General features: G+C 51.3%; 27 protein-coding genes. 17 read left to right on the top strand and 10 right to left on the bottom strand.

Annotated features, from left to right (window positions below; translation table 11 throughout):
* The first annotated feature begins 21 nt into the window (after nt 1-21).
* From rplV to map, 16 genes are all read left to right on the top strand, one after another.
* Nucleotides 22-447 (top strand): 50S ribosomal protein L22, encoded by a 426-nt coding sequence (gene rplV, locus JIN85_RS10360; RefSeq protein ID WP_200270334.1) that lies wholly within the window; start codon nt 22-24, stop codon nt 445-447.
* 31 nt (nt 448-478) lie between these two features.
* Nucleotides 479-1,195, top strand: coding sequence for a 30S ribosomal protein S3 (rpsC, locus tag JIN85_RS10365; RefSeq protein ID WP_200270336.1), 717 nt, complete (start codon nt 479-481; stop codon nt 1,193-1,195).
* Nucleotides 1,196-1,241: 46 nt separating this feature from the next.
* Nucleotides 1,242-1,661, top strand: coding sequence for a 50S ribosomal protein L16 (gene rplP / locus JIN85_RS10370; RefSeq protein ID WP_200270338.1), 420 nt, complete (start codon nt 1,242-1,244; stop codon nt 1,659-1,661).
* A 21-nt stretch (nt 1,662-1,682) separates the two neighbouring features.
* A complete protein-coding gene (rpmC, locus tag JIN85_RS10375; RefSeq protein ID WP_200270340.1) occupies nt 1,683-1,877 on the top strand; it encodes a 50S ribosomal protein L29 in 195 nt (64 codons plus the stop codon).
* Between the two features lie 39 nt (nt 1,878-1,916).
* Nucleotides 1,917-2,186 carry a 30S ribosomal protein S17 gene (gene rpsQ / locus JIN85_RS10380; protein WP_200270343.1) on the top strand — a complete coding sequence of 90 codons (270 nt, stop codon included), beginning with the start codon at nt 1,917-1,919 and terminating at the stop codon, nt 2,184-2,186.
* A gap of 61 nt (nt 2,187-2,247) precedes the next feature.
* A complete protein-coding gene (rplN, locus tag JIN85_RS10385) occupies nt 2,248-2,613 on the top strand; it encodes a 50S ribosomal protein L14 (RefSeq protein ID WP_200270345.1) in 366 nt (121 codons plus the stop codon).
* Nucleotides 2,614-2,652: 39 nt separating this feature from the next.
* A complete protein-coding gene (gene rplX, locus JIN85_RS10390) occupies nt 2,653-2,886 on the top strand; it encodes a 50S ribosomal protein L24 (protein WP_200270347.1) in 234 nt (77 codons plus the stop codon).
* A 57-nt stretch (nt 2,887-2,943) separates the two neighbouring features.
* Nucleotides 2,944-3,516: a 50S ribosomal protein L5 gene (gene rplE / locus JIN85_RS10395; RefSeq protein WP_200270349.1), complete on the top strand. Its 573-nt coding sequence runs from the start codon at nt 2,944-2,946 to the stop codon at nt 3,514-3,516.
* Nucleotides 3,517-3,555: 39 nt separating this feature from the next.
* A complete protein-coding gene (rpsH, locus tag JIN85_RS10400; protein WP_200270351.1) occupies nt 3,556-3,951 on the top strand; it encodes a 30S ribosomal protein S8 in 396 nt (131 codons plus the stop codon).
* Nucleotides 3,952-3,981: 30 nt separating this feature from the next.
* A complete protein-coding gene (rplF, locus tag JIN85_RS10405) occupies nt 3,982-4,521 on the top strand; it encodes a 50S ribosomal protein L6 (protein ID WP_200270353.1) in 540 nt (179 codons plus the stop codon).
* A gap of 41 nt (nt 4,522-4,562) precedes the next feature.
* Nucleotides 4,563-4,919, top strand: a complete 357-nt coding sequence (gene rplR, locus JIN85_RS10410) for a 50S ribosomal protein L18 (RefSeq protein ID WP_200270354.1) — start codon at nt 4,563-4,565, stop codon at nt 4,917-4,919.
* 18 nt (nt 4,920-4,937) lie between these two features.
* On the top strand, nt 4,938-5,561 hold the full coding sequence (gene rpsE, locus JIN85_RS10415; RefSeq protein ID WP_200270356.1) for a 30S ribosomal protein S5: 624 nt from the start codon (nt 4,938-4,940) through the stop codon (nt 5,559-5,561).
* Between the two features lie 90 nt (nt 5,562-5,651).
* A complete protein-coding gene (gene rplO / locus JIN85_RS10420) occupies nt 5,652-6,104 on the top strand; it encodes a 50S ribosomal protein L15 (RefSeq protein WP_200270358.1) in 453 nt (150 codons plus the stop codon).
* A 104-nt stretch (nt 6,105-6,208) separates the two neighbouring features.
* Nucleotides 6,209-7,717, top strand: coding sequence for a preprotein translocase subunit SecY (secY, locus tag JIN85_RS10425; RefSeq protein ID WP_200270360.1), 1,509 nt, complete (start codon nt 6,209-6,211; stop codon nt 7,715-7,717).
* The gene (locus JIN85_RS10430; RefSeq protein WP_200270362.1) at nt 7,714-8,385 is read left to right on the top strand and encodes an adenylate kinase family protein; all 672 of its coding nucleotides are present in this window, start codon (nt 7,714-7,716) and stop codon (nt 8,383-8,385) included. The genes secY and JIN85_RS10430 overlap by 4 nt, the downstream gene beginning before the upstream one ends.
* Nucleotides 8,386-8,398: 13 nt before the next feature.
* Nucleotides 8,399-9,199 (top strand): type I methionyl aminopeptidase, encoded by an 801-nt coding sequence (gene map, locus JIN85_RS10435; protein WP_325109023.1) that lies wholly within the window; start codon nt 8,399-8,401, stop codon nt 9,197-9,199.
* A 625-nt stretch (nt 9,200-9,824) separates the two neighbouring features.
* Here the strand turns inward: map and JIN85_RS10440 are convergent.
* From JIN85_RS10440 to JIN85_RS10455, 4 genes are all read right to left on the bottom strand, one after another.
* Complete coding sequence (locus JIN85_RS10440; protein WP_200270364.1) at nt 9,825-10,517, bottom strand: hypothetical protein; 693 nt, start codon at nt 10,515-10,517, stop codon at nt 9,825-9,827.
* 3 nt (nt 10,518-10,520) lie between these two features.
* On the bottom strand, nt 10,521-11,195 hold the full coding sequence (locus tag JIN85_RS10445; RefSeq protein WP_234047355.1) for a murein hydrolase activator EnvC family protein: 675 nt from the start codon (nt 11,193-11,195) through the stop codon (nt 10,521-10,523).
* 185 nt (nt 11,196-11,380) lie between these two features.
* Nucleotides 11,381-12,427 carry a ketol-acid reductoisomerase gene (ilvC, locus tag JIN85_RS10450; RefSeq protein WP_200270366.1) on the bottom strand — a complete coding sequence of 349 codons (1,047 nt, stop codon included), beginning with the start codon at nt 12,425-12,427 and terminating at the stop codon, nt 11,381-11,383.
* 246 nt (nt 12,428-12,673) lie between these two features.
* Nucleotides 12,674-14,053, bottom strand: coding sequence for a sugar transferase (locus tag JIN85_RS10455; protein ID WP_200270368.1), 1,380 nt, complete (start codon nt 14,051-14,053; stop codon nt 12,674-12,676).
* 235 nt (nt 14,054-14,288) lie between these two features.
* Here JIN85_RS10455 and JIN85_RS10460 point away from each other — a divergent pair, with 235 nt between their 5' ends.
* Entirely contained in the window at nt 14,289-15,794 is a 1,506-nt protein-coding gene (locus JIN85_RS10460) for an MBG domain-containing protein (protein ID WP_200270370.1), read from the top strand.
* Nucleotides 15,795-15,856: 62 nt separating this feature from the next.
* Here JIN85_RS10460 and JIN85_RS10465 read toward each other — a convergent pair whose 3' ends face one another.
* From JIN85_RS10465 to JIN85_RS10490, 6 genes are all read right to left on the bottom strand, one after another.
* Nucleotides 15,857-16,267, bottom strand: coding sequence for a VanZ family protein (locus JIN85_RS10465; RefSeq protein WP_200270372.1), 411 nt, complete (start codon nt 16,265-16,267; stop codon nt 15,857-15,859).
* A 177-nt stretch (nt 16,268-16,444) separates the two neighbouring features.
* The gene (locus tag JIN85_RS10470; RefSeq protein ID WP_200270374.1) at nt 16,445-17,275 is read right to left on the bottom strand and encodes a WecB/TagA/CpsF family glycosyltransferase; all 831 of its coding nucleotides are present in this window, start codon (nt 17,273-17,275) and stop codon (nt 16,445-16,447) included.
* An 18-nt stretch (nt 17,276-17,293) separates the two neighbouring features.
* Nucleotides 17,294-18,262, bottom strand: a complete 969-nt coding sequence (locus tag JIN85_RS10475) for an NAD-dependent epimerase/dehydratase family protein (RefSeq protein WP_200270376.1) — start codon at nt 18,260-18,262, stop codon at nt 17,294-17,296.
* A gap of 8 nt (nt 18,263-18,270) precedes the next feature.
* A complete protein-coding gene (locus tag JIN85_RS10480) occupies nt 18,271-18,723 on the bottom strand; it encodes a DapH/DapD/GlmU-related protein (protein WP_200270378.1) in 453 nt (150 codons plus the stop codon).
* A gap of 106 nt (nt 18,724-18,829) precedes the next feature.
* Nucleotides 18,830-19,993 (bottom strand): glycosyltransferase, encoded by a 1,164-nt coding sequence (locus tag JIN85_RS10485; protein ID WP_200270380.1) that lies wholly within the window; start codon nt 19,991-19,993, stop codon nt 18,830-18,832.
* A gap of 23 nt (nt 19,994-20,016) precedes the next feature.
* Nucleotides 20,017-21,414 (bottom strand): hypothetical protein, encoded by a 1,398-nt coding sequence (locus tag JIN85_RS10490; protein WP_200270382.1) that lies wholly within the window; start codon nt 21,412-21,414, stop codon nt 20,017-20,019.
* Nucleotides 21,415-21,420 lie beyond the last annotated feature (6 nt).

Consider the following 21,420-nt stretch of genomic DNA (forward strand, 5'->3'; position numbering starts at 1 on the left):
TTTTTTAAACCGTCGCGACCCATGGAAGTCAAGAGCACCACCAAATACGTTCGTCTCTCGCCGAAAAAGGCGCGCGACGTTGCCCGTGAAATTCAAGGCCTGCCCGTGTCGAACGCCCTCGACATCCTGACCTTCACTCCGAAGAAAGCAGCTACGCTCATCGGCAAAACGCTGAAAACCGCCATTGCAGACGCTGAGAACAACTACTCGCTCGACACCAACACCCTGGTCGTCAAGGAAGCTGTAATCGGTGCTGGTCCAACACTCCGCCGTTTCATGCCACGTGCCAAGGGCTCCGCAGGTCCCATCCTGAAGCGCACCAGCCACATTTCCATCACTCTCGTAGGCTCCGCTCCCGAGAAGAAGCCAAAGCCAGCTCGTAAAGCAGCTGCCAAGAAAACCGAAACTCCGGCCGCTGAACCTGCTGCAGCCGAAGAACAAGCCTAATCCTCTCTCTTAATCTCATCCCTCACCGACCATGGGCCAGAAAGTAAATCCGATCGCATTCCGCCTCGCCGTCAGCAAAGATTGGCGTTCCAAGTGGTATGCCAGTGGCAAAGACTACACTGACAAACTCCACGAAGATCTCGCGATCCGCGCTTACCTTCGTAAAAAGCTCCAAAACGCAGGTCTTGCCCGCGTTGTCATCGAGCGCGCATGGAACAGCGTGCGTGTCACCCTTCACACTTCCCGCCCAGGCTTGATCATTGGTCGCCAAGGTAAGGAAATCGAAGTGATGACCCGCGACATCAACGCTCTTGCGAAGAACGCCCAGGTCAAGATCGACATTCTCGAAATCCGCAAGCCAGAGCTCGACGCCCAGTTGGTTGCTGAGCAAATCGCCATCCAGCTTGAGCGCCGGATCAGCTTCCGCCGTGCCATGAAGCGTGCGATCCAAACTGCCATGGACTTCGGTGCAGAAGGCATCCGCCTCCGCTGCGCTGGCCGTCTTGGTGGTTCCGATATTGCTCGCGCAGAAGGTTACCGCGAAGGCAAGGTGCCTCTTCAAACTCTCCGTGTTCCTCTTGACTACGGATTTGCAGAAGCTCGCACCCTCTATGGCATCATCGGTGTCAAATGCTGGATCAACAAGAAAGAGGATGATGGCAAGCCAGCTCCTGGCCGCGAACGCGGTGAGCGTGGTGACCGTGGCGATCGCCGCGGTGGTGACCGTCGCCAAAACAACCGCAACTGATTTTTCAATTTACCGAACCCCAAACTTTACTTAGGAGGACCGAGCCATGCCTTTGATGCCCAAACGAACCAAGTTCCGCAAGAGCCACCGCGGAAGCCGCGCAGGCAATGCCCAGCGCGGAACCACTGTCGCCTTCGGTGACTACGGCCTTCAGACTCTCGACCGCGGCTGGATGACCAATCGCCAGATCGAAGCCTGCCGTATTGCTATCAACCGCTCCCTGAAGCGGAAGGGCAAGGTCTGGATCCGGATTTTCCCACACAAGTCGATCACTTCCCGTCCACCAGAAACCCGGATGGGTAAAGGTAAGGGTGCGGTTGATACCTGGGTAGCCGTGATTCGTCCGGGCAACATCCTTTTCGAAGTCGCCGGTGTGCCGGAATCCGCAGCTCGCGAAGCCATGCGCCTCGCATCCTACAAGCTGGGCATTCGCACCCGCCTCGTCACCCGCAATCCGCACGCCTAATCCTTAACCTTCGTCTGAACCATGGCCAAAGCCAAAGACATCCGCGAACTTACCGCTGAAGAAGCTGCCGTCCGACTTCGTGACCTCAAGCAGGAGTCTCTCCACCTTCGCCTCCAAAAGGCGACTGGCCAGCTTGAAAATCCAGCTCGCATCCGCCAATTGCGCCGCGAGACCGCCAGAATCCTTACCGCTCAGAACGCTCGCAAGAGCGCCTGATAACGGCTTCGCAATCACGCCATTTATCCAATTCCCGCCATGAGCGACACTCCTCAGGACACCAAGCCGCACCTTCGCAAGACCCGCGTCGGCGTCGTCGTTTCCAATAAAATGGAAAAAACGATCGTCGTCGAACACGTCGCACGCGTTCCCCATCCGAAGTTCAACAAGATCGTGAAGCGTTCGAAGAAATACTACGTTCACGACGAAGACGCGAAGGCCGCCATCGGTGATCGCGTCCGCATCATCGAAACCAAGCCACTTTCCAAGCTCAAGCGTTGGGCTCTTGAGGAAATTCTTTCTCACTGATGTGCCGCTGAACGCAGTTCATCCCGAATCTCACCACTTCCAAAATTAAGAATCTACTGCCATGATCCAGATGGAAACCACGCTCGACGTCGCCGATAACACCGGTGCACGCAGCGCAAAAATGATCGGCGTGCTTGGCAAACGCACCCGGACCGCCCGCATTGGTGACGTGATCACCGCCCACATCCGCGATTCCATCCCCACGGCTTCCGTGAAGAAAGGCAGCGTCGTCAAGGCAGTCGTCGTCCGCACCGCTTATCCGATCCGTCGTCCAGACGGTTCCATTCTTCGTTTCGATTCCAACGCAATCGTTGTGATCGATAAGGACAACAATCCACGTGGAACCCGGATCTTCGGACCTGTTGCTCGCGAACTTCGCGAAAAACAATTCATGAAAATCGTTTCCTTGGCGCCTGAGGTTCTCTAAGAACCCGCCCGCAGTCCAAATTTATTACCGTAACAACCGATGAGCCGCACCAAGACACACGTCAAAAAAGGCGACCAAGTAGAAATCATCACCGGAGCTCACAAAGGCAAGCAAGGCACGGTTCTTTCCGTGAACGCTGCTAAAAGCCAGGTCGTCGTCGAAGGCGCTCGTCCGGTGAAAAAAGCAACCCGCCGTTCAGAAGCTGATCCGGATGGTGGCATCAAGACCATTGATGGGTCTGTCCATATTTCCAATGTGAAAAAACTGGGCTAAGGCATCTCGCCTTTGCCCGCGCTTAAGCGCAAACCATAGCGCTGACCCGCTGAAACCATGAGTACTACAACACTGCAACAAGCATACAAAGAGAAGGTAGCACCGAGCCTCAAGAAGTCGCTCGGATATGCAAACCCTCACCAAATCCCACGTCTTGAAAAGATCGTGGTCACCACTTGCATGGGAAAAGCTCCCGATCGCAAGGTAGCCGTTGATGACGCTGTCGCCGAAATCTCCAAGATCACCGGTCAAAAGCCATCCATCACGTATTCGAAGAAGGCTGTCGCCAACTTCAAGCTCCGTGAAGGTGAAGCAATCGGTGCCCGCGTGACTCTCCGTGGCGCACGGATGTGGGAATTCCTCCATCGCTTCATCAACATCACCGCTCCCAACATTCGGGACTTCCGCGGGATTTCTTCCAAATCCTTCGATGGTCGCGGCAACTATGCCTGCGGCATTGCCGATCAGTCGATTTTCCCTGAAATCGAACTCGACCAAATCAAGCGCACCATCGGTTTCGATTTGATCTTCGTCACTTCTGCCAAGACTGATGCAGAAGGCCGTGCCTTGCTCACCGAGCTGGGTCTCCCATTCCGCGACGCTAAAAAAGCCGAAGCAGCTGCCGAGTAATTCGGATAACCCCACCATCAATTAAAGGAATCCAATCATATGGCAGTTCTTACCGATCCAATTTCTGACTTCCTCACCCGTTTCAAGAATGCAGCTCGCGCTGGAAACGAGGAATTCACCGCACCCTATTCCAAAATCAAGGCAGACATCGCCGAGATTCTGAAGCAAGAAGGGTATGTCTGGAACTACGAAGTGGTGACTGGCGCACGCACCGAACTCAAGGTGAAGCCGAAGTTCATCGACGGTCGTCCGGTTCTTACCGATCTCAAGCGCATCTCCAAGCCTGGTCGCCGCAAATACGTCGGTGCAGGTGAAGTGCCACGCGTCATGTCCGGCCTCGGCATCTCCATCCTTTCCACTCCAAAGGGTGTTCTTTCCGGTGGCTCCGCTAAGCGTCAGAACGTTGGTGGCGAGCTCCTCGCTACCGTCTGGTAAACCTCAAACTCGCGAAAGGAAAACACTACCATGTCACGAGTCGGTCTCAAACCAATCTCACTTCCTGAAAAGGTCGCCGTCAAACTTGATGGTCGCACCGTCACGGTCGAAGGCCCTAAGGGCAAACTCGACTTCAGCCTTCCAGAAGGCATCAGCCTCACCAACGAAGACAACACAGTCGTTGTCTCCCGCGCTTCGGAACAACGCGAAATTCGCGCACTCCATGGAACCGCACGCAGCTTGATCAACAACATGATCCTCGGCGTTTCCCAAGGATTCGTGAAGGATCTCGAAATCCACGGCGTTGGTCTTCGTGCCGCTGTAAAAGGTCAGGATCTCGACCTTTCTCTCGGTCGTTCCCACCCACTTCTTCACCCGATCCCTTCCGGTCTGACTGTTACGGTCAACGAAAACACCAAGATCAAGGTCGAAGGTATCGATAAACAACTCGTCGGTCAGTTCGCTGCCGAAGTCCGCGGCTACTACCCGCCTGAGCCATACAAGGGCAAGGGTGTGCGTTATGCCGGTGAACATATCCGCCGCAAGGAAGGCAAGAGCGTCGGTAAATAATCAGAACCCGCCGCCCATAACCCCAACTCCATTTCGGCAACATGAGCATGATCAATCGCAAAGGCATTCGCCGTCGTATTCACGACCGCATCCGCCGCAAAGTCATCGGAACCGCAGAGCGTCCACGCCTTGCTATCCATTATTCAAACCAACACATTTACGCCCAAGTCATCGACGATTCGGTAGGCAAGACCCTTGTTTCCGCATCGACCCTCGACAAATCCATCGAAAAGGCTGCCTCAAACAAAGAGAGCGCCCAGAAGGTGGGAGCGCTCATCGCAGAGCGCGCCAAGGGCTCGAACATCAGTGCCGTAGTCTTCGACCGCGGCGGTCACCTCTATCACGGCAAAGTAAAAGCCCTCGCGGATGCAGCGCGTGAAGGCGGACTTCAATTCTAACGCTCACAGATACCCATCATGGTAACTACTCCCGATAACGCATCGTCCGCACCATCTCAAGCTCCACAATCCTCTTATCAAGGAAATCGTGGTCAAGGTGGTGGCGGTGGCCGCGGCCGCGGCCCACGTCGTGAAGAGCGCCAAGCGCCGACCGATTCCGAAGGCAACGAGCTTTCCGAAAAAGTCGTATTCATCAACCGTTGCGCCAAAGTCGTCAAAGGTGGTCGTCGTTTCAGCTTCTCCGCTTTGGTCGTCACTGGAAACAAGCTCGGCAAAGTCGGTCTTGGTTTCGGCAAGGCAAACGAAGTTGCTGACGCCATTAAGAAAGCCAGCGAGAGCGCCCGTAAGGAATTGACCTCAATGAGCATCGTCGACGGAACCATCCCTCACGAAATCTGCGCGGAATTCGGCGGCGGCAAAGTCTTGCTCAAACCTGCATCTCCCGGAACCGGGATCATCGCCGGTGGCGGTGTCCGTGCGGTTTGCGAAGCTGTCGGTATCCGCGACATTCTTGCAAAGTCGATGGGTTCCTCCAACCACGCCAACGTGGTGAAGGCGACTCTCAAGGCTCTTTCCCAAGTCCGCACCCGCGACCAGGTTCTGTCCTCCCGCGGTAAGAAGAAAAAGGAAAAGGCGATCTGAGCCAAATGCTCGAAGTTACCGGAAGAGATCGTGTGAAAATCAGCACTCTTCCGGTAGTTCAAGCTCGTAACATCGAACCAAATTTAACTAATGGAACTTCACAATCTCAGTCCGAATCCGGGCGCGAAGCACCGGGTGAAACGCCTCGGTTCTGGCGAAAGCTCCGGCCTCGGCAAGACTTCCGGTAAAGGAAACAAGGGTCAAAAAGCCCGTTCCGGCAGCGGCACCCGCGTCGGTTTCGAAGGTGGCCAGATGCCACTTCACCGCCGCCTTCCAAAGCGTGGCTTCAACAACTATGACTTCCGCGACAAAGTTGGCGTGGTCAACGTTGGTGACTTCGACGAAATCTTCGACGCAGGAACCACGATCACCGAGGAATTGCTCCGCGAAAACGGTCTCCTCAATGGTCTTGCAGATCGCGTCAAGCTGCTTGGCAACGGCGACGTCACCAAGTCCTTCACGGTAGTGGTATCCAGTGCTAGTGCTTCCGCCCGTGAAAAGATCGAAAAAGCCGGTGGCTCCATCCAAGCTCCCGGTGCTTGATCTCAGCTGAGATCAACATCAATCCAGTCTCTCCGGTGAGGAAGCGCTTGTGCGCTTCCTCATTGTGTTTATAACCCGCGCGTCAGTTTTTTCCCCTACACTTCATGATTTCAGCGTTTGCCAATACCTGGAAAGTCCCGGAGCTCCGTGCCCGGATTGTTTTCACGTTAGCCATTATCATTTTCATCCGCCTCGGCGTCCACATCACTTTGCCAGGCGTGGATGCCTCGGTCATCAAGGAATGGATGGACAATTTCCGCGGTAACGACCCGAAATCCACCGGTGGAGTTACTGCCATGCTACAGGTGTTCTCTGGTGGTGGCCTCACCCACGCTGGCGTTTTTGCATTGGGAATCATGCCCTACATTTCTGCGTCGATCATGGTGCAGCTGATGACGGCAGTGGTGCCTAAGCTTTCCCGTCTTGCTCGCGAAGACGGAGGACGCGAGAAGATCACGCAATACACCCGCTATATCACGATTGGTATCGCACTGGTTCAGGGATATTTTGTTGCCAAAACCCTGAGCAGCACCGGGAAAATCATGTATATGCCGGGCATCGAAAACATCGGCCGCCCGTTGGTGCCGGATCCAAGTGTGCAGTGGTATTGTCTTACGATTCTGACCATTGTCGCCGGGACGATGTTCCTGATGTGGTTGGGCGATCAAATCACAGATAAAGGAGTTGGCAACGGCACCTCGATCATCATCACAGTCAACATTATCGCCGGTTTACCCGGTGCTTTGATTGGCGCATGGAACTATTTCGTTCAGCCTGAGAATCCTTTTATGGCTTTTGTCATGGTGGGTCTCATTATTCTCATGCTTCTCGTGATCGCGGGCACCATTGCGATCACCGAGGCTCAACGCCGCATCGCAGTACAGTATGCGAAACGCATTGTCGGTCGGAAGCAATTCGGTGGGCAAACCCAGTATCTACCACTCAAGGTCAACTATGCAGGCGTGATGCCTGTTATTTTTGCTTCAGCGATCTTGTCCATTATACCGACTACCCTGGGTTTAATTCCGAAACTTTCAGACGAGCCTTGGGTGATGAGTTTGATCCATCAAATGAATGGCGGCACTGCTTTCTACGTCTTGGGTGGAGTCGGCATCTTCCTGTTCTCCTATTTCTGGGTCGCGATGATGTTCCAGCCTTCTCAGATCTCTGAAGATTTGAAGCGGAACGGTGGCTACATTCCAGGAGTTCGCCCGGGTAAGCCAACGGCTGATTTCTTGGATTTCACCATGAGCCGTCTCACTTTTGCAGGCGCCTTGTTCCTGGCTATCTTGTTCGCATTGCCTGTGATTACGGGTAAAGTTGTAGGTCTTCCTGCAGGGTCACCGATTCTCAATTTCTTTGGCGGAACCTCCTTGCTGATCATGGTCGGTGTGATCCTAGACATGATGCGTCAGATCGAAACGCACCTTCTGCAAAAGCACTACGATGGCTTCCTTCGTAAGGGCAAACTCAAGGGGCGCTATGATCGCGCGGGTAACAATTTGCACGCAGACATCGCTTCCAAAAATTCCTTGGTTCTCTTGTGGACAGTAATTGCGATCCTCGTGGTCGCCGGGATTACCATCTATTTCTACAACCAAAGTCACCATTGAGCACGCCTTTGCAAGGCCCGCTCCATATCGTTCTTTTGGGTCCTCCTGCCTCCGGCAAGGGGACCCAAGGCAAAGCCTTGGCAGCCTCGCTTAGCCTTGGCTACCTCAGCACCGGGGCATTACTCCGCGAGCATGTCGAGAATCGGACAGAGCTCGGACAACGCGCCGCACCCATTCTAGCCCGGGGCGAATATTTGCCCGATGATTTGATGTGCCCGATCCTGGGAGATTGGTTACAGAAGCAGACAGGCGGTTGGGTCTTGGATGGATTTCCACGTAGTCTCGCCCAAGCCGAATATCTTGAAAATTGGCTTAACGACCATCAGCAGAAATTATCTGCAGCCCTATCATTAGAGGTGCCATATGATCAATTGTTGACCCGAATTCAGGGGAGAGTTGAGTGCCCAGAATGCCGTTGGAGCGGTCAGATCGCGCAACTCATCGATGGTCAAAAGTGTCCCGTATGCGGGGCGCGTGCGAGTCGGCGGTCGGACGATGACCTTGAAAATTTTCGTAGTCGGCATCGTGAGTTTGTGACGAATACCCGACCGGTGATTGATTTCTACTCGAAAAGGGGGACACTTCACACCTGCGACGCGAGCTCACCTCAGGAAGTCGTTGCCGCGAAACTCAAAGCATTGTTGGTTGCCCCTGAGGCATCCGCCTAAATTTTTAATAGCCGTGCGAAAATCCAGAATTCCTATCAAGTCCGCCCGTGAGATCGATTGTATGCGTGAAGCGGGTGCGACCTCTGCCGCCATCCTGCAAGCGCTGGGCAAGGCGGTCGCACCTGGGGTGACGACAGGGGAGATCGATGCGCTATCTGCTGAATTATTTCGTGAGCACCAATGCAAAAGTGCTTTCCTAGGCTATCGTGGCTTCAAAGGAAATATCTGCATTTCCGTGAATGAGGAAGTCGTCCACGGAATTGGTGGATCACGCAAGATCATGCCGGGTGATGTAGTCGCAATTGATGTCGGTGTGATCAAAAATGGTTTCATCGGCGATAATGCGGATACCATCCCTGTTGGGGATATCCCCGAAGAGACCAAGCGTCTACTGGCGGTCACGGAGCAGTCGTTGTATGAGGCAATCCAGCACGCACGTGCCGGCACGCGCCTTGCCGATCTTTGTGCATCCGTAGAAGCCTTCGTCGCGCCGAAAGGCTTCACCATTGTCCGTGAATTCGTGGGGCACGGTGTTGGTCGGCGTTTGCATGAAGAGCCACAAATTCCGAATTACCGCCCGTCTGGCAAATCACCCATATTGGCGGCTGGAATGACTTTGGCGATCGAGCCAATGGTGAATGCCGGGGTTGCTTCCGTCCGCATCCTTGATGATGGTTGGACCGTCATCACCGAAGACCGCAAGCCTTCTGCACACTTCGAACATACGGTTCTAGTCACCTCGGGTGATCCCGAAATTTTGACTGCACGGCCGCGGATTGCGACACCCGAGCAAATGGGACTCGCAAGCTGGTGATTGCTTTGTAAGAGCAACGTTGCGGCTATAAAGAGAAGGATGCGCCTTTCTCTAGCCATTGTCAGCGAGGCTATGAGATTGTATAGCCAGCTCGGTGCGTAAGTGTGGCGATGTGAGGCAGTTCCTCCTAAACTTGCCTAAAATCCGCAGAGCATACTCAATTTTGCCAGTGGATTATCACCAGAGGTAGTCTTCAGAGGTTACTCACCAGTTGAACATCTTTTCAGGGGTATTCAGCCCATTTTAGTTTCCTTTATGGAGCTATAAGCGTTCGATTCAGAAAAAATCGAGTTTCTAACAATTCAAAATGTGTTTGCGCAACTGGTTGATTCTATGAGCATTCTTCATACCAGAATGGATTCCAATGAGTGGATAGCCTGCCTGGGATGATTTTTTTAGTGAAAATCGTGAGCGTTTTCTCTACTTTGCGCTCGTGACAGTTTCCCCTCAACCTAGTCGTCGCCGTAATCGTCACCAGAAAACGGGCGTTTTCCAGCGAATCAAAAAGTGGATCAGGCTCCGTTTTGCACCTAAATGGGTTCGCGACTATGAGCGATTCCGCGATTGATGACTCGTATTGATATAGCCTTATGAAGCTGAGGCTATCACGCAGCACTGTAGCCGGTTAGTGCTTGGCGTCCTTTGCGATTTTACGAAGCCTTGCCAGCTGGATCTGAGCTTTAGTGCCGTCCGGCAAGTCCGCTGGCTTCGTCAAAATCCGAGCCATGTTACGCTCGAGCAATAATTCGTGTAGCCAGCGCGATTTGCCATTGAACGAGACTTCGACGAATGCGTGAAACCTATCGTCGTGAAATGGGCTATCCCATCGGGTGTAGATGGTGAAGGGGCGTTTACTTAAGAGATTCAGGCTGAAGTTTTTAGCTTTTTGGCCAATCTCGACGGTCTGTTCTGGGGTGAGGTTTCCCATGTCGCGCGCCTGAGATTGGATTCGCTTGAAGTTTGTTTCTCCATTCCGGTAGCGGCGGAAGGCGCTTTCCGGGGCGTCCACAAAATAGAGACGCAGCGTTTTTTGCCGCCCGTCGGGTAACAAGACCAGGAAACTGTCTCCATCATTGCTATGGTGCTCAAGCAGCTGGCAACCACGATAAACCTCGTAGCCACCAACGTGCTCAGCAGATTCGGCAGCTTGCGATTTTTCCTCAGGAGCGGAATGGGGGAGGTCAAAATGATTCTGGCTTTTACCAAAAGAAGACCCTTCAAATTGCTGCACCAGCCATAGCCCGATGGACACGAGTGTGAGCAGGCAGACAAGCCAGGAAGCGCGTTTGGAGCGACGCGGAGTCCGATATGACTTCATGGATTACAGGCCCTTGAAACCGGCGTATTCCTGATAGGTTCCCGTCGGGACTTGGACCGGGCGCCATTCGCGGTTCAGCCGCCGATACTTGTTGATGAATTCCGTAGGGTCTGCCCAATGCTTGGTATCGGCCGGGACACTATTCCGTTGCATGCCAATGGTGATATCGTGACGGATTTCAAAGTGCAGGTGTGCGGCGTACATGCCGTGGTTATTGCCGATTTTTCCGATTTGCTCACCGCGCTTCACTTGTTGGCCGACTTTGACCATGATTTGCAGGAGGTGGCCGTAGAGGGCATCGCAGTACTTGACCTGGCCGTTTTCAGGATCCCGGTAGGCGTAGCGAATCATGACGACATTTCCCCAGCCAACATGAACATCGTAAGCCCAGGTCACGATCCCGTCGCCAATGCTGTAGACGGGATCGCCCAAATCAGTATCGCCGCCATTTCGGCCATTCCAGTCTTCGCCAAAATGTTGGGGGGAGCGGAGTCTCATGCCGCGCGCTTTGTAGTAACCTGCTCCATCCGGTTTCCCGACGGGAAAATCAAATCCGTCAGCCAGATTCACACGTGCGGTCTTTGTGGTTTCGGCGTTAACCGGCATGAGTGAGCCGATCAACGTGATGAATCCAACCAGAAGGCACAGGGGAGATTTGAGGCCAATCGCCATCGGCATCCACTCCAATGCGCGAAAACCAGAGCCGCAAGTGTAAAAGCTGGGTGGAGGAGAGATCAGGGCAGGAAATGGGTGTCAGACTTGATGACCTGAGGAGGCTGAAAGTTTGATCGAGTCCAATCAGGCGACAAAAAAGCCCGTTTCTCCGAAGTGGAAGAAACGGGCTGGTGTAAAATCGGAATCGATTACTTGGAAGACGAAACGTAGCTCGCTTGAGAAGCGCCTTTTTTCAGTTTCTTCTGCTTGATCCAGCTCATGGTGGAGCGGAGTTTTTCGCCGACTTTTTCGATTTGGTGAGCAGCCTCGTCCTTGCGGATTTGGTTGAAGCGAGGATAACCGTTTTCGTATTCCTTCACCCAATCCTTGGCGAATTTGCCGCTCTCAATGTCCTTGAGCTGCTTGGCCATGCGCTTTTTGACGGAGGCGTCGATGATTTTTGGTCCTACGGAAACGTCGCCCCACTCGGCGGTTTCGGAAATCGAGAAACGCATGCCAGCAAGGCCGGATTCGTTCATCAGGTCGACAATCAGCTTCAGCTCGTGAAGGCACTCGAAATATGCCATTTCTGGCTGATAACCAGCTTCAACCAGCACTTCGAAGCCAGCTTTGACGAGGGCGGAAGCACCACCGCAGAGAACGGTTTGTTCGCCGAACAAGTCGGTGACGGTTTCTTCGCGGAAGTTGGTTTCGAATACACCGGCGCGGGTGCAGCCGATGCCGCGAGCCCATGCAAGAGCCTTGGCTTTAGCCTTACCGGAAGCGTCTTGGTGAATCGCGATCAAGCCAGGAACACCCTTGCCGTCAACGAATTGAGAGCGAACGGTGTGGCCAGGGCCTTTGGGGGCGACAAGGATCACATCGATATCCTCCGGCAGTTGGATCAAATTGAAATGAACAGCGAAACCGTGGGAGAAGAGCAGCGTTTTGCCTTTGGTCAGATTTGGAGCGATGTCCTTTTCATAAACCGAAGCAATCACGGTGTCCGGAGTGGCGACAAAAATCACGTCAGCAGCTTTGACCGCTTCTGCCGTGTCCATCACTTCGAAGCCAAGTTTCTTGGCGACTTCGCGGGACTTTGACTTCTTGTAGAGGCCAATGACGACGTTCATGCCACTGTCCTTGAGATTCAGCGCGTGGGCGTGGCCTTGTGAGCCGAAGCCAATCACAGCGAGGGTTTTTTTCTTAAGTGGGACGAGAGAAGCGTCCTTGTTGGTATAGATCTTCGCAGCCATGGCGGATCGTGGGTTGGTTCGATTGAGACACACCCGATCCATCGGGGAAAGGGCGGGCAAAAACCGTGCAGGTCTTGGCAATTTCGGTCAAGCTTTCTCCCTGTAATATGCCGACTCAGTAGCGATTTGTGCCGAAAAAGTGTAAAATTTGAACCGCCTTGGCGAGTTCGACCCCGACTATTTCGGAAAATTCGCTGTTTTCTGAGTGAGGTTCGGTGCGAATCGGCTGATTTGCCACCGCGAAACTCAATAAGCGGTCTTCGGCGGCTTGAGCATGCTGAAACCCGTCATCGCGACGATCCCGATATCCAGAGCAACGTCCCAATGGGTGACGTAGAAATTATCAAGCCGGGCGCGATGGCGTAGATCTTGCGGGCGATTGACCTCTCCGCGGAATCCTTTCACCTGGGCAAGTCCGGTGACGCCTGGTTTCACATAGCGGCGAACGCCATATCTCTCGAAAATTTCACGGAACTCGCAATCGTGTTTCTCCATGTGAGGACGTGGTCCGACGACACTCATGTCGCCGAAGAGGACATTGAGAAATTGCGGGATTTCGTCCAAGCTGGTCTTTCTCAGGAACTGGCCACCTTTGAAGACGCGGGAGTCGCCTTTGGTGACTTGTTTGCTCTCGTCACCGTTGTCGACATGCAGTGTGCGGAATTTGAAGACTTTGAAAGCAACGCCATTTTTTCCAACCCGGTCCTGCTTGAAGAATAGTGGGCCAGGGGAGTGCCTGCGGTGAATCAGCCAAACCATGAAGCAAAGTGGAGGAAGAACTGTGACAACGATCAGGGAGCTGAACGCCACATCGAAGATTCGCTTGATGAATTGGTTCGAGGTGTTTTCCAGAGGTTCGACCGGTGGGGTCAGCACGTCTAGGCGACCCGCACGTTGAAGGTCAAAACGACGGCCGTAGGTACGGGTCAATTCGACAGGTAGCCAGCAACGGAAGCCCAGTCGGTCGCCTTGGCGGAGTAGGCTGATGACTGTGGAATCAGGCAAATGCCGCGGTGGCATGACCAGCATGTCGATCGGCTGCTCGGAAATGATGTCACCGTATTCCTCAGCGCTACGATTGATTCCATCGGTGCATTCGACGCGTTTCACATCCAGCATCGAGTGCAGTTCCTTGATTTCAGGGATGATGGAGTCGCACCATTCTTTTGGCCCCAGGATGAAGGTCCGGAGTCGCCATTCGCTGAGATGCTTTGAGCGCAAGCCACCAGCCCAGCGAATGAGTTGGCGATTTGTTAGATATAAGGCGATCAGTGCAATGGCCGAAAATGCTCCGAGGAAGGTTCTGGAGATTCTCATATCCTGGGAGAAAACCAGCAGTGCGGTGACGCTGGCAATAATCCACATCCACTGGCGGCGGGAAACCGGTGATGCGAGCCTCTTCATTCGGCCGGGTGTGGGGCGGAGGGCGCCGGGGCGGGAAAATGCTTCGAAAATCATGGCGAAAACCATGATAATCCAATATTTGGTATAGGTTTGTAGGGAAGGGAGCCCACTTTTGAGCATCCCGAAAATCAGCAGGAAACAAATCCAATACAGAATGCTGATCACGGCAATTTGGAGGGTGACGAGCAACTGGAAGAAACCTTTTTCGCGGGCAGAGATCATGAATGGTAAACGAGGGAGAGACGACCTAAGCCAAAGCATTAGACGAACCAAAATTGACGTCAAGTAATGGCTTTAAAAGCAGTGGGAAACAAACGAAGCAGAACTTACTGAATTCGGTGCCGTTAGATCGCGCTGAGCATTTTTGCGCAATCGTAAATTTTCGTTGAAGCTCGTTTCCGCTCTAGGTAATTACAATGCCATCAAACGTTTTCTCTCCTTATACGATTTGAGTTTCATGTCATCGATTCGTCGACTTTTGTTGGGGTGGATCGTGCTTGGGGCAAATTTGTCACTTGCCCAAACTCCGGTTCAATTAACGCTCTCGAACACCACTCAAGTTTACGACGGAACGGCGAAATTGCCGACGGTGAGTAGCGATCCAGATGGATTGACCGTACAGCTTTCATTCAATGACCCGTCAACGACCCCGACGGTGACCACGGTTTTTCAATCCATACCCGATCCAGTCGGATCCGCATATCCGTCAATTGCATTTGCGGGGAATAATTACAGTGGGATGGGGGATTACGTAAAACTTGCAGGAAGTGCCCGCTACCTCGATTCCGTGGAGACGGTTCTATCCAGTTACGCCAAAGCTAGTAGCTATCCACAATTGGCGGCCCAGAATCCGGATGGTTACTACCACACGGTCCGACTGCATGTGTTTCAGGCTGCATCAAACTTCGGCCTAAGCTATTTTGCCGAGAAAAGCCAACAAGTGCTGATTCCCTGGGTGCCTGAAGAGTTGAATAGCATCAGCTTCAAGGTCTTATTCAGTTTCCCGGGAAACCTCATTCTACCGAATGATCTGGCTCTGATGGTGAGCTATAACACGAAATCAACTGGCTTTAATCCCATCGGGACCGCTGGCCCCTATGATAAGCTCAATCTCAGCGTGAACACCACTGCTCCTACGGTTGGCACGGATGTCTATGCTGAAGGCTATTTTTACTATTTGCAAAACGGCACGTATTACCTGGCAACATCTTCCTACTCGCCGATGTTCAAGGTCAATGCATCCAGTTCCCCAGCAACGGCCATTGCCACACCGGTCAATGCAGGGAGCTACGAAGTCACGGCGACGGTGACGAGCTCAGGCTACAGCGGCCAAGCAACGTCCTCATTTATCATTCTTCCTGCACCAGTTACCTTAACTCTAGGCAATCTGACTCAAATCGCAGATGGAACACCGAAGTCGGTAAGTTTGTCGACAGATCCAAGCGGAATCAGCACGTCAGTGACTTATGATGGTGCTAGCCAGGTTCCATCGGCGATAGGTCGATACCAAGTCGTCGCCACGGTCACGAATTCGAATTATTCGGGCTCAGCCAGCGCTGAGCTACAGATCGGTTATGACTATGCCTCGTGGATTCAGCAAAGTGTCACGGCAGGAACGATAGGCAGCGATCAGACTGCAGATTTTGCGGATCCGGACGGCGATTCGCTACCGAATTTGCTCGAATACGCATTTGGACTGAATCCTGGCGCGGCGGACTACATGGCTCCTGATTTGGATGTTTCTTCAGAAAACCTCTCCTTGATCTATCGGCGTAATCTCGATGCCACCGATCTCACCTACCAAATTGAAACTGCAACCGATTTGGACTCTGATAGTTGGTCGGAAGCAGCAACAACTGATACCGTGTTGAGCACGGAAGGAAGCATCGAAACGGTTGAAGCGACCATTCCCCGAACTGAGGGCGAGCCGAAGCGTTTCCTCCGACTCAAAGTCACCAGATAATTCCAGTTTACCTTAGCTGGACTCGCCGCTTGATGCGCTGGCAAGAGAGATACTTCCAGACATCAACTGCGCAATTTGCCAAGGGTGCGGCGGTAGATGTGCCACAGGGTTCCGACAAATAACAAGCCTACAGCACTTCCCATACTTCCCCAGAAAATATCGCGCAGATCAAATACTCTGCGCGGGATGAAGAGTTGCCCCACTTCCGCGGCCGAAACAAAGCTGGTTAATCCAAGCCAGACGAGCAGCCACCATTTCAAGATGGCTCTCTTTCGTGTCAAATAGAGTCCGAGCAGAATTCCTAGTGGCAGGAACGGCACTCCAGTCCGGAGTCGGCCATGTCGATCCGCCCAATGCCCGATCGCCCTGGGCATCCAGTGTATTTTCCCCATCGCTGGATCGGGAATCCAGCTGAAATAAAGCACAACCAAGCCGAGGGCGATGGCAATCGCAATCGACAACACTCTGAGCATAAAAAACCACCGGTTCCGAAGAAGCGGTGGCAAGCAAGTAAGACTGAATTTCAGAGGGGTAGAAGTTGCTGGGTTTCAGTATTCAGTTTGCAGGGAAGAAATAAGGATTGTGACCCAGGCATCCTGGCTGGATTTTTGGGTCAGGTCCCAGGCAGGATGCCTGGGCTACGTTCACCATCACTGAAACAAATTCTTCCGTTTGTCCCACAAGAGCATCGGGAATTCGTATCCTGCATTCCAGTAACGCGGAAGAAACGTTTTCGGAGATTGGAAAACCCGAAACAACCAGCCGAGATACATTCGGTCCGCCCACGTTGGAATATTGGCTTGGCCACCCGTCAAAAACGCAATCGCGCCCCCGGTGCAAAGAATCACCGGCCCATTCGGGCGGGGGGAGCTGGGAGGCTGGAGCTGGGAGGGGAGAGCATCTGGATTCTCTTCACTCCCAGCTCCATGCTCCATGCTAAATCCTTTCCGCAGAAACAATCCAAGCTTCTCCTGCTTTCCGCCAGCGATGCAGAGAATGATCCAATCCGGCTTCACTTCCTGCACTTTAGCGGCAAGGGCCTCATCGTTGAAGTCTTCAGCGTTTTTGTAGAACGGTGCCTGGTACCAATGGCGGGTATGTCTAGGAAACCCTTGATCTTCCAAATAGTAGTCGATCCGCTCCTTTTCTGCGGGAGTGGGAACGACCCAGAGGATATTCCTGTCATGAAATGGAATCGCACGTTGCTTCTTTTCACCCACCAACCGTTGCAGAATCTGCAAACCGGAGATTCGCGGCAAATTACGACCGAAACACAGCCGCAACACCAACGCCACGTATCCACCATCGCCGACTGCGAAGTCGGATGCTTGGTAAGATTCCATCAAATGCGGATCATGGCGCATCTGCGCCAGCGACGGAGCCGATGGCACCGTGAAAAGTCCGCCCTCAGAGTCGGCTGATTCAAGAAGCTTGTCAGTCGAACTGTTCCAAAATCGAATTCCAAGAAAGGTTTTAGTCATATCTATTTTATATGAAATTCAAATGGAACCACTGGATTTAAGCCATTCCACAGTCTGGCTAACTCCTTCTTCTAGTGAGTAAGGCGGGGCTCCTATATTGTCTCGGAGGAATGCTCCATCGTGTAACATCTCACATGTTAAATTAGAGAGACGGAAACTGGTTAGAGGAGGATTTTTCATGCCAATAAGCTTTAACAAGTCACCACCGAGAGCAATCGATTTCAAAATGAAATACGGAACTTGCTTAGGGCGGCTGACTTTCATGGCGTCAGCGATTTGATTAGCCCAAGCACTTACTTCGAGTGGTGGTTCATCGCATAAGTAAAAGGTTTTGCCTGAATAAACTTCAGGGTGAAGGTCCATTAACTTCATAAGGTAATGCACGGAATTTCCGACATAACCGAATGATTTTCGGATTTTTTGGCCCTTAGGATGAATATACCGTCCCTTTGAAACCATCATGAAAAAGGTTTTATAAGGAATCTCGAACCAAGGTCCCCATATCGATGTAGGGCGGAATAAGCACCACGGAACTGTGATCCCAGCATTGCGCACAATCTGTTCGCCCTCAACCTTACTTTCGCCGTAAGGGGTGCTTGGGCAGTAATCTTCCTCACCTTTAGGCATGTAGCCAATTTCACAGACCAAGCGGCTGGATGCAAAAAATACACCTTTGACTTTAGTGCACCCTTTAAGGGCATCAATGACAATTCTAACTCCTTCAGTATTTGAGCTATAATCTCCAATTGTTCCACCTAGCAAATCTGTCCTTGCTCCCAGATGATATACGTAGTCGGGATCAAAGTTCTTGAATGCAGCTAGGATGCCACTTCGGTCGAGAGGATCGATTTTTTGAGTTACGTCCTGATGCGCGGGATTGCGCGGATCAAAGGGGTCTAAGCTTAGAATCTCGTGCCCTGCTTTTTTAAGTTCACCAACCAGGTTGCTCCCAATGAAACCGCTTCCACCTGTTACCAAAATCTTCATACCCATTGTTATGCTTTTAATTTGCGCTGCTTAATCACTTGCCCTGGGTTACCTGAAACGATACTCCACGGTGGCACGCTTTTTGTAACTACACTACCAGCTCCTAAAACCGAGTGTTCTCCGATTTCAACTCCGGGGCCTATAAAAACACGAGTGGCAACCCAACTTCCACGGCAAATCCGTGTAGGCTTGTTCATATATGGCATCGTGTGATCCGTATAGTCATGATTTCCCGTAGCAATGTAGACATCGTGGGCTAGTGCGACTTGGTCCTCAAATACGACAGGCTCAAAATTAAGAATTTCACAACGTTGTCCCAGCCAGCAGTGATCGCCTACCTCAAATTTCCACGGAAAATGAATTGCTACCCTTGGTTGGATTTTAAATCCGACACCAATTTTAGCTCCGAACATTCGGAGTATTTTTACTTTCAGAGTTCCCGGCCATGGCAATGGACTCATAAAAATGAAGCATTTGATAAGGTACCAAATGGCTTCAACCGCTTTAGGTCGCCCACGTGAAAAGTTTTTTCGAGGATCGAATTGGTCCAATCGGACCTCCAATTTATCATTTTCCATAAGATAGTTGCTCCAGAAATACCTTGGATGAAGCATCGATCGTAAATCGACTTGCAAAACAATTCTTGGCGTTAGTCTTCATTGCCAGTTGTTCTGTGTTCGATAAAGATGTCCACCTCTCGAACAGCTCTGTCGTGCCTTCTAGCGTATCCCGGGCCACAATTGCCGCATTATCAGCAAGGATCTCTTTCCAGATATTCACCTGGTTAGAGATGAGAACCGGTGTGCCGCAGGCAAGGGCTTCAACGACTGCAATTCCAAAGTTTTCTTGATGGCTGGGCAGAACGAACGCTTCGCAGCCATAAAAAGCTCCCCATTTGGCTTCACCAGAGAGCATCCCCGCGAAAATGATTTTCCCGAGAGCATTGTTCCGAAGTTTCTCGTCAGCTAAACTTTGCATCCGAGTCGCAAATCCTGAGTCCAAGGGACCTGCGATTACTAATACGGGTGGGGGATTATCCAGATCCTTCCAGTTCGTGCAGAGGGTGGTGTAACTTTCGATGAGTAGATCGACACCTTTTTTCTCACTGATACGACTGAGGAATAAATAAAACGGTCGTCCGTTGATATCGACTTTGTTTTGGAATGCTTGAGACATCGATTCCTGAAAGACGGGGACATCGTGAACTCCTAAGCCGGCAACCCTTTCTGAATGAGGCTTATAGGGTTTGAATGGTATGCGAGAGAGCTCTTTTTCGATCTCGCATGTAAAAATCAAACCATCTGCAGAATTGATCAAATGACGCTCTGCAAATAACCAGAACAACCAATTACGAATAGCTTTTACGGGGCGTACAGAGATCTTTTGGAACCACGGATCTAGCATGCCGTGAGGCATCACAAATATTCTAGGTGCGTTAAGATTTTTTAGTTTGCTGGCCTGATAGACAGCGTATGTATGGTATTGCCATAGTCCATGTACAATAACCAAATCATATTGGGACATGTGTGAATGAAGCCAATTCCGAAGTGTCGGATTGTATTTCCATGGTCCCTTTCCAGTCCCAAATGCATGGACTTCAAATTCGTCGTTGAAGTAATTAGGTTTGGGAAAATGATCCAGGCATGCTACCTCATTAATGATTCCACGTTGCTGGAGTCCATGAATAATGGATCTGACCGCCTGACACACCCCTCCAGTCTGGGGATCCATGGTTGATGTTACGTGTAGTATCTTCACGCTTTCCTCCTTCTCACTACCGGTGTTTCGCCCATTGCTAGCATTCGTCCTTTAAAGAAAGTATAGAGAAGGAAAAGACAACAGATCATACAAACGAGGTAGCCAATAATTGCACCTACAGGTCCTCTTACTAAGATTGGGATGAATCCTAACAAGACCAAGTCCGGGACATTTATACCAAGGTAGCGAATCTCCATATGTCTTACCCTTGCCCATATAACTCCGACTAAAACTGCAATTACTGCTACTCCAATGTAACCGAAATCGAGATATGCGTCACCCCCGATAAAAAACGAAAGATTGGGTGTTCCTGCTCCGAAATGGTCGTGTAAATCATTGCCAACCACTAGTCCTCCAACAATAGGCTTTTGATGCCAAAAGTTACGTGGGACGAAAAATAAGAGGATTGCGGTGATGTTTGCTCCCCACATGAAGCCATCTTTCTTTGTAATATAAACTGCGTGCACTAATGTATCGAATAAATCGACTTCTTGAACTTGGAAAGCGCTGCCGCCGCTTCTGCCAAAAGTTAAGTCATTTAGAGCATCAGTGCCAGACCGGCTAGTGATGCTCAAAATGGGCATTACGATGATTATGCCAATAAAAAGTGCGATGTAAGATGTTTTATAATTAACTTTCCCGCCAAATAGAGCAAATGCAACTGGAAGCCATGATCCTAAAAATATAAATCTCGGGCAATTCCAAATATTTAAACATAAAAACATGAGGGCATAGCAGATCAGTAGGATGATGATTTGTCCCGAGCGTAGAAGAAAACCCCAATCGAATTTCCAGCTCTTATTTACTATGACTGAAATAAGAATTGTTGATGTTACTTGTGCAGCTAGGAAACCATAAGCTACGATTTCGACTGATTCCTTATGTCTGCGCGATGCAAGAACGTTTCCCAAACCACCCGAGAAAAAAATGTATCCAACGGTGCCAATGAATCCGCTGATTAGTAAAAGATAAATGTCAGTATTGTACATTCTGACATTCCGCGCAATCCGCTGTTTTTTTGTTTTTTTAGGCGCGAAAAATCTCGCGTTGCCAAAGGTAAAGCCAAGTAGCCATATAAGCACGATGCCCATGGCAGCATACATCTCGGGTAATTTATATTGAACTTTATTGCCGGCGGGTGCTAATGAAGAAAAATAGCCGTCATTTATCGATTGGCATGGACTGACAACGAAAAACATCATCATGCAAAACCATAACATGTCGTCCGTCGAAAGATTTTTACTCCGTATTTGTATTACATTGTAGATTACAATTAAAAAAGCGGGTAATGTCAGAAGCAGTGTCCATAGTTCCCGGGCAGTTAAAGCTGCAAACACCCACATCAAAAAATAGAAGGCTAAACGAAATGGGTTGGAAGAGATCAATTTCCACATGAGTCA

This window comes from Luteolibacter pohnpeiensis, from assembly GCF_016595435.1.
Classification (GTDB): Bacteria; Verrucomicrobiota; Verrucomicrobiia; order Verrucomicrobiales; family Akkermansiaceae; genus Luteolibacter; species Luteolibacter pohnpeiensis.

Bases quoted from the DNA above. Each gene is read 5' to 3' on its own strand.
- rpsQ (WP_200270343.1), top strand. From the start codon at position 1,917: ATGAGCGACACTCCTCAGGACACCAAGCCGCACCTTCGCAAGACCCGC.
- JIN85_RS10470 (WP_200270374.1), bottom strand. From the start codon at position 17,275: ATGACTAAAACCTTTCTTGGAATTCGATTTTGGAACAGTTCGACTGAC.
- rpsE (WP_200270356.1), top strand. From the start codon at position 4,938: ATGGTAACTACTCCCGATAACGCATCGTCCGCACCATCTCAAGCTCCA.
- ilvC (WP_200270366.1), bottom strand. From the start codon at position 12,427: ATGGCTGCGAAGATCTATACCAACAAGGACGCTTCTCTCGTCCCACTT.
- rpsC (WP_200270336.1), top strand. From the start codon at position 479: ATGGGCCAGAAAGTAAATCCGATCGCATTCCGCCTCGCCGTCAGCAAA.
- JIN85_RS10440 (WP_200270364.1), bottom strand. From the start codon at position 10,517: ATGAAGTCATATCGGACTCCGCGTCGCTCCAAACGCGCTTCCTGGCTT.
- rplP (WP_200270338.1), top strand. From the start codon at position 1,242: ATGCCTTTGATGCCCAAACGAACCAAGTTCCGCAAGAGCCACCGCGGA.
- rplR (WP_200270354.1), top strand. From the start codon at position 4,563: ATGAGCATGATCAATCGCAAAGGCATTCGCCGTCGTATTCACGACCGC.
- JIN85_RS10455 (WP_200270368.1), bottom strand. From the start codon at position 14,053: ATGATCTCTGCCCGCGAAAAAGGTTTCTTCCAGTTGCTCGTCACCCTC.
- JIN85_RS10445 (WP_234047355.1), bottom strand. From the start codon at position 11,195: ATGCCGATGGCGATTGGCCTCAAATCTCCCCTGTGCCTTCTGGTTGGA.
- rpsH (WP_200270351.1), top strand. From the start codon at position 3,556: ATGGCAGTTCTTACCGATCCAATTTCTGACTTCCTCACCCGTTTCAAG.
- rplF (WP_200270353.1), top strand. From the start codon at position 3,982: ATGTCACGAGTCGGTCTCAAACCAATCTCACTTCCTGAAAAGGTCGCC.
- JIN85_RS10480 (WP_200270378.1), bottom strand. From the start codon at position 18,723: ATGAGTCCATTGCCATGGCCGGGAACTCTGAAAGTAAAAATACTCCGA.
- JIN85_RS10485 (WP_200270380.1), bottom strand. From the start codon at position 19,993: ATGGATCCCCAGACTGGAGGGGTGTGTCAGGCGGTCAGATCCATTATT.
- rplX (WP_200270347.1), top strand. From the start codon at position 2,653: ATGAGCCGCACCAAGACACACGTCAAAAAAGGCGACCAAGTAGAAATC.
- rplV (WP_200270334.1), top strand. From the start codon at position 22: ATGGAAGTCAAGAGCACCACCAAATACGTTCGTCTCTCGCCGAAAAAG.
- rplE (WP_200270349.1), top strand. From the start codon at position 2,944: ATGAGTACTACAACACTGCAACAAGCATACAAAGAGAAGGTAGCACCG.
- JIN85_RS10460 (WP_200270370.1), top strand. From the start codon at position 14,289: ATGTCATCGATTCGTCGACTTTTGTTGGGGTGGATCGTGCTTGGGGCA.
- rpmC (WP_200270340.1), top strand. From the start codon at position 1,683: ATGGCCAAAGCCAAAGACATCCGCGAACTTACCGCTGAAGAAGCTGCC.
- JIN85_RS10475 (WP_200270376.1), bottom strand. From the start codon at position 18,262: ATGAAGATTTTGGTAACAGGTGGAAGCGGTTTCATTGGGAGCAACCTG.
- secY (WP_200270360.1), top strand. From the start codon at position 6,209: ATGATTTCAGCGTTTGCCAATACCTGGAAAGTCCCGGAGCTCCGTGCC.
- rplO (WP_200270358.1), top strand. From the start codon at position 5,652: ATGGAACTTCACAATCTCAGTCCGAATCCGGGCGCGAAGCACCGGGTG.
- JIN85_RS10465 (WP_200270372.1), bottom strand. From the start codon at position 16,267: ATGCTCAGAGTGTTGTCGATTGCGATTGCCATCGCCCTCGGCTTGGTT.
- JIN85_RS10490 (WP_200270382.1), bottom strand. From the start codon at position 21,414: ATGTGGAAATTGATCTCTTCCAACCCATTTCGTTTAGCCTTCTATTTT.
- rplN (WP_200270345.1), top strand. From the start codon at position 2,248: ATGATCCAGATGGAAACCACGCTCGACGTCGCCGATAACACCGGTGCA.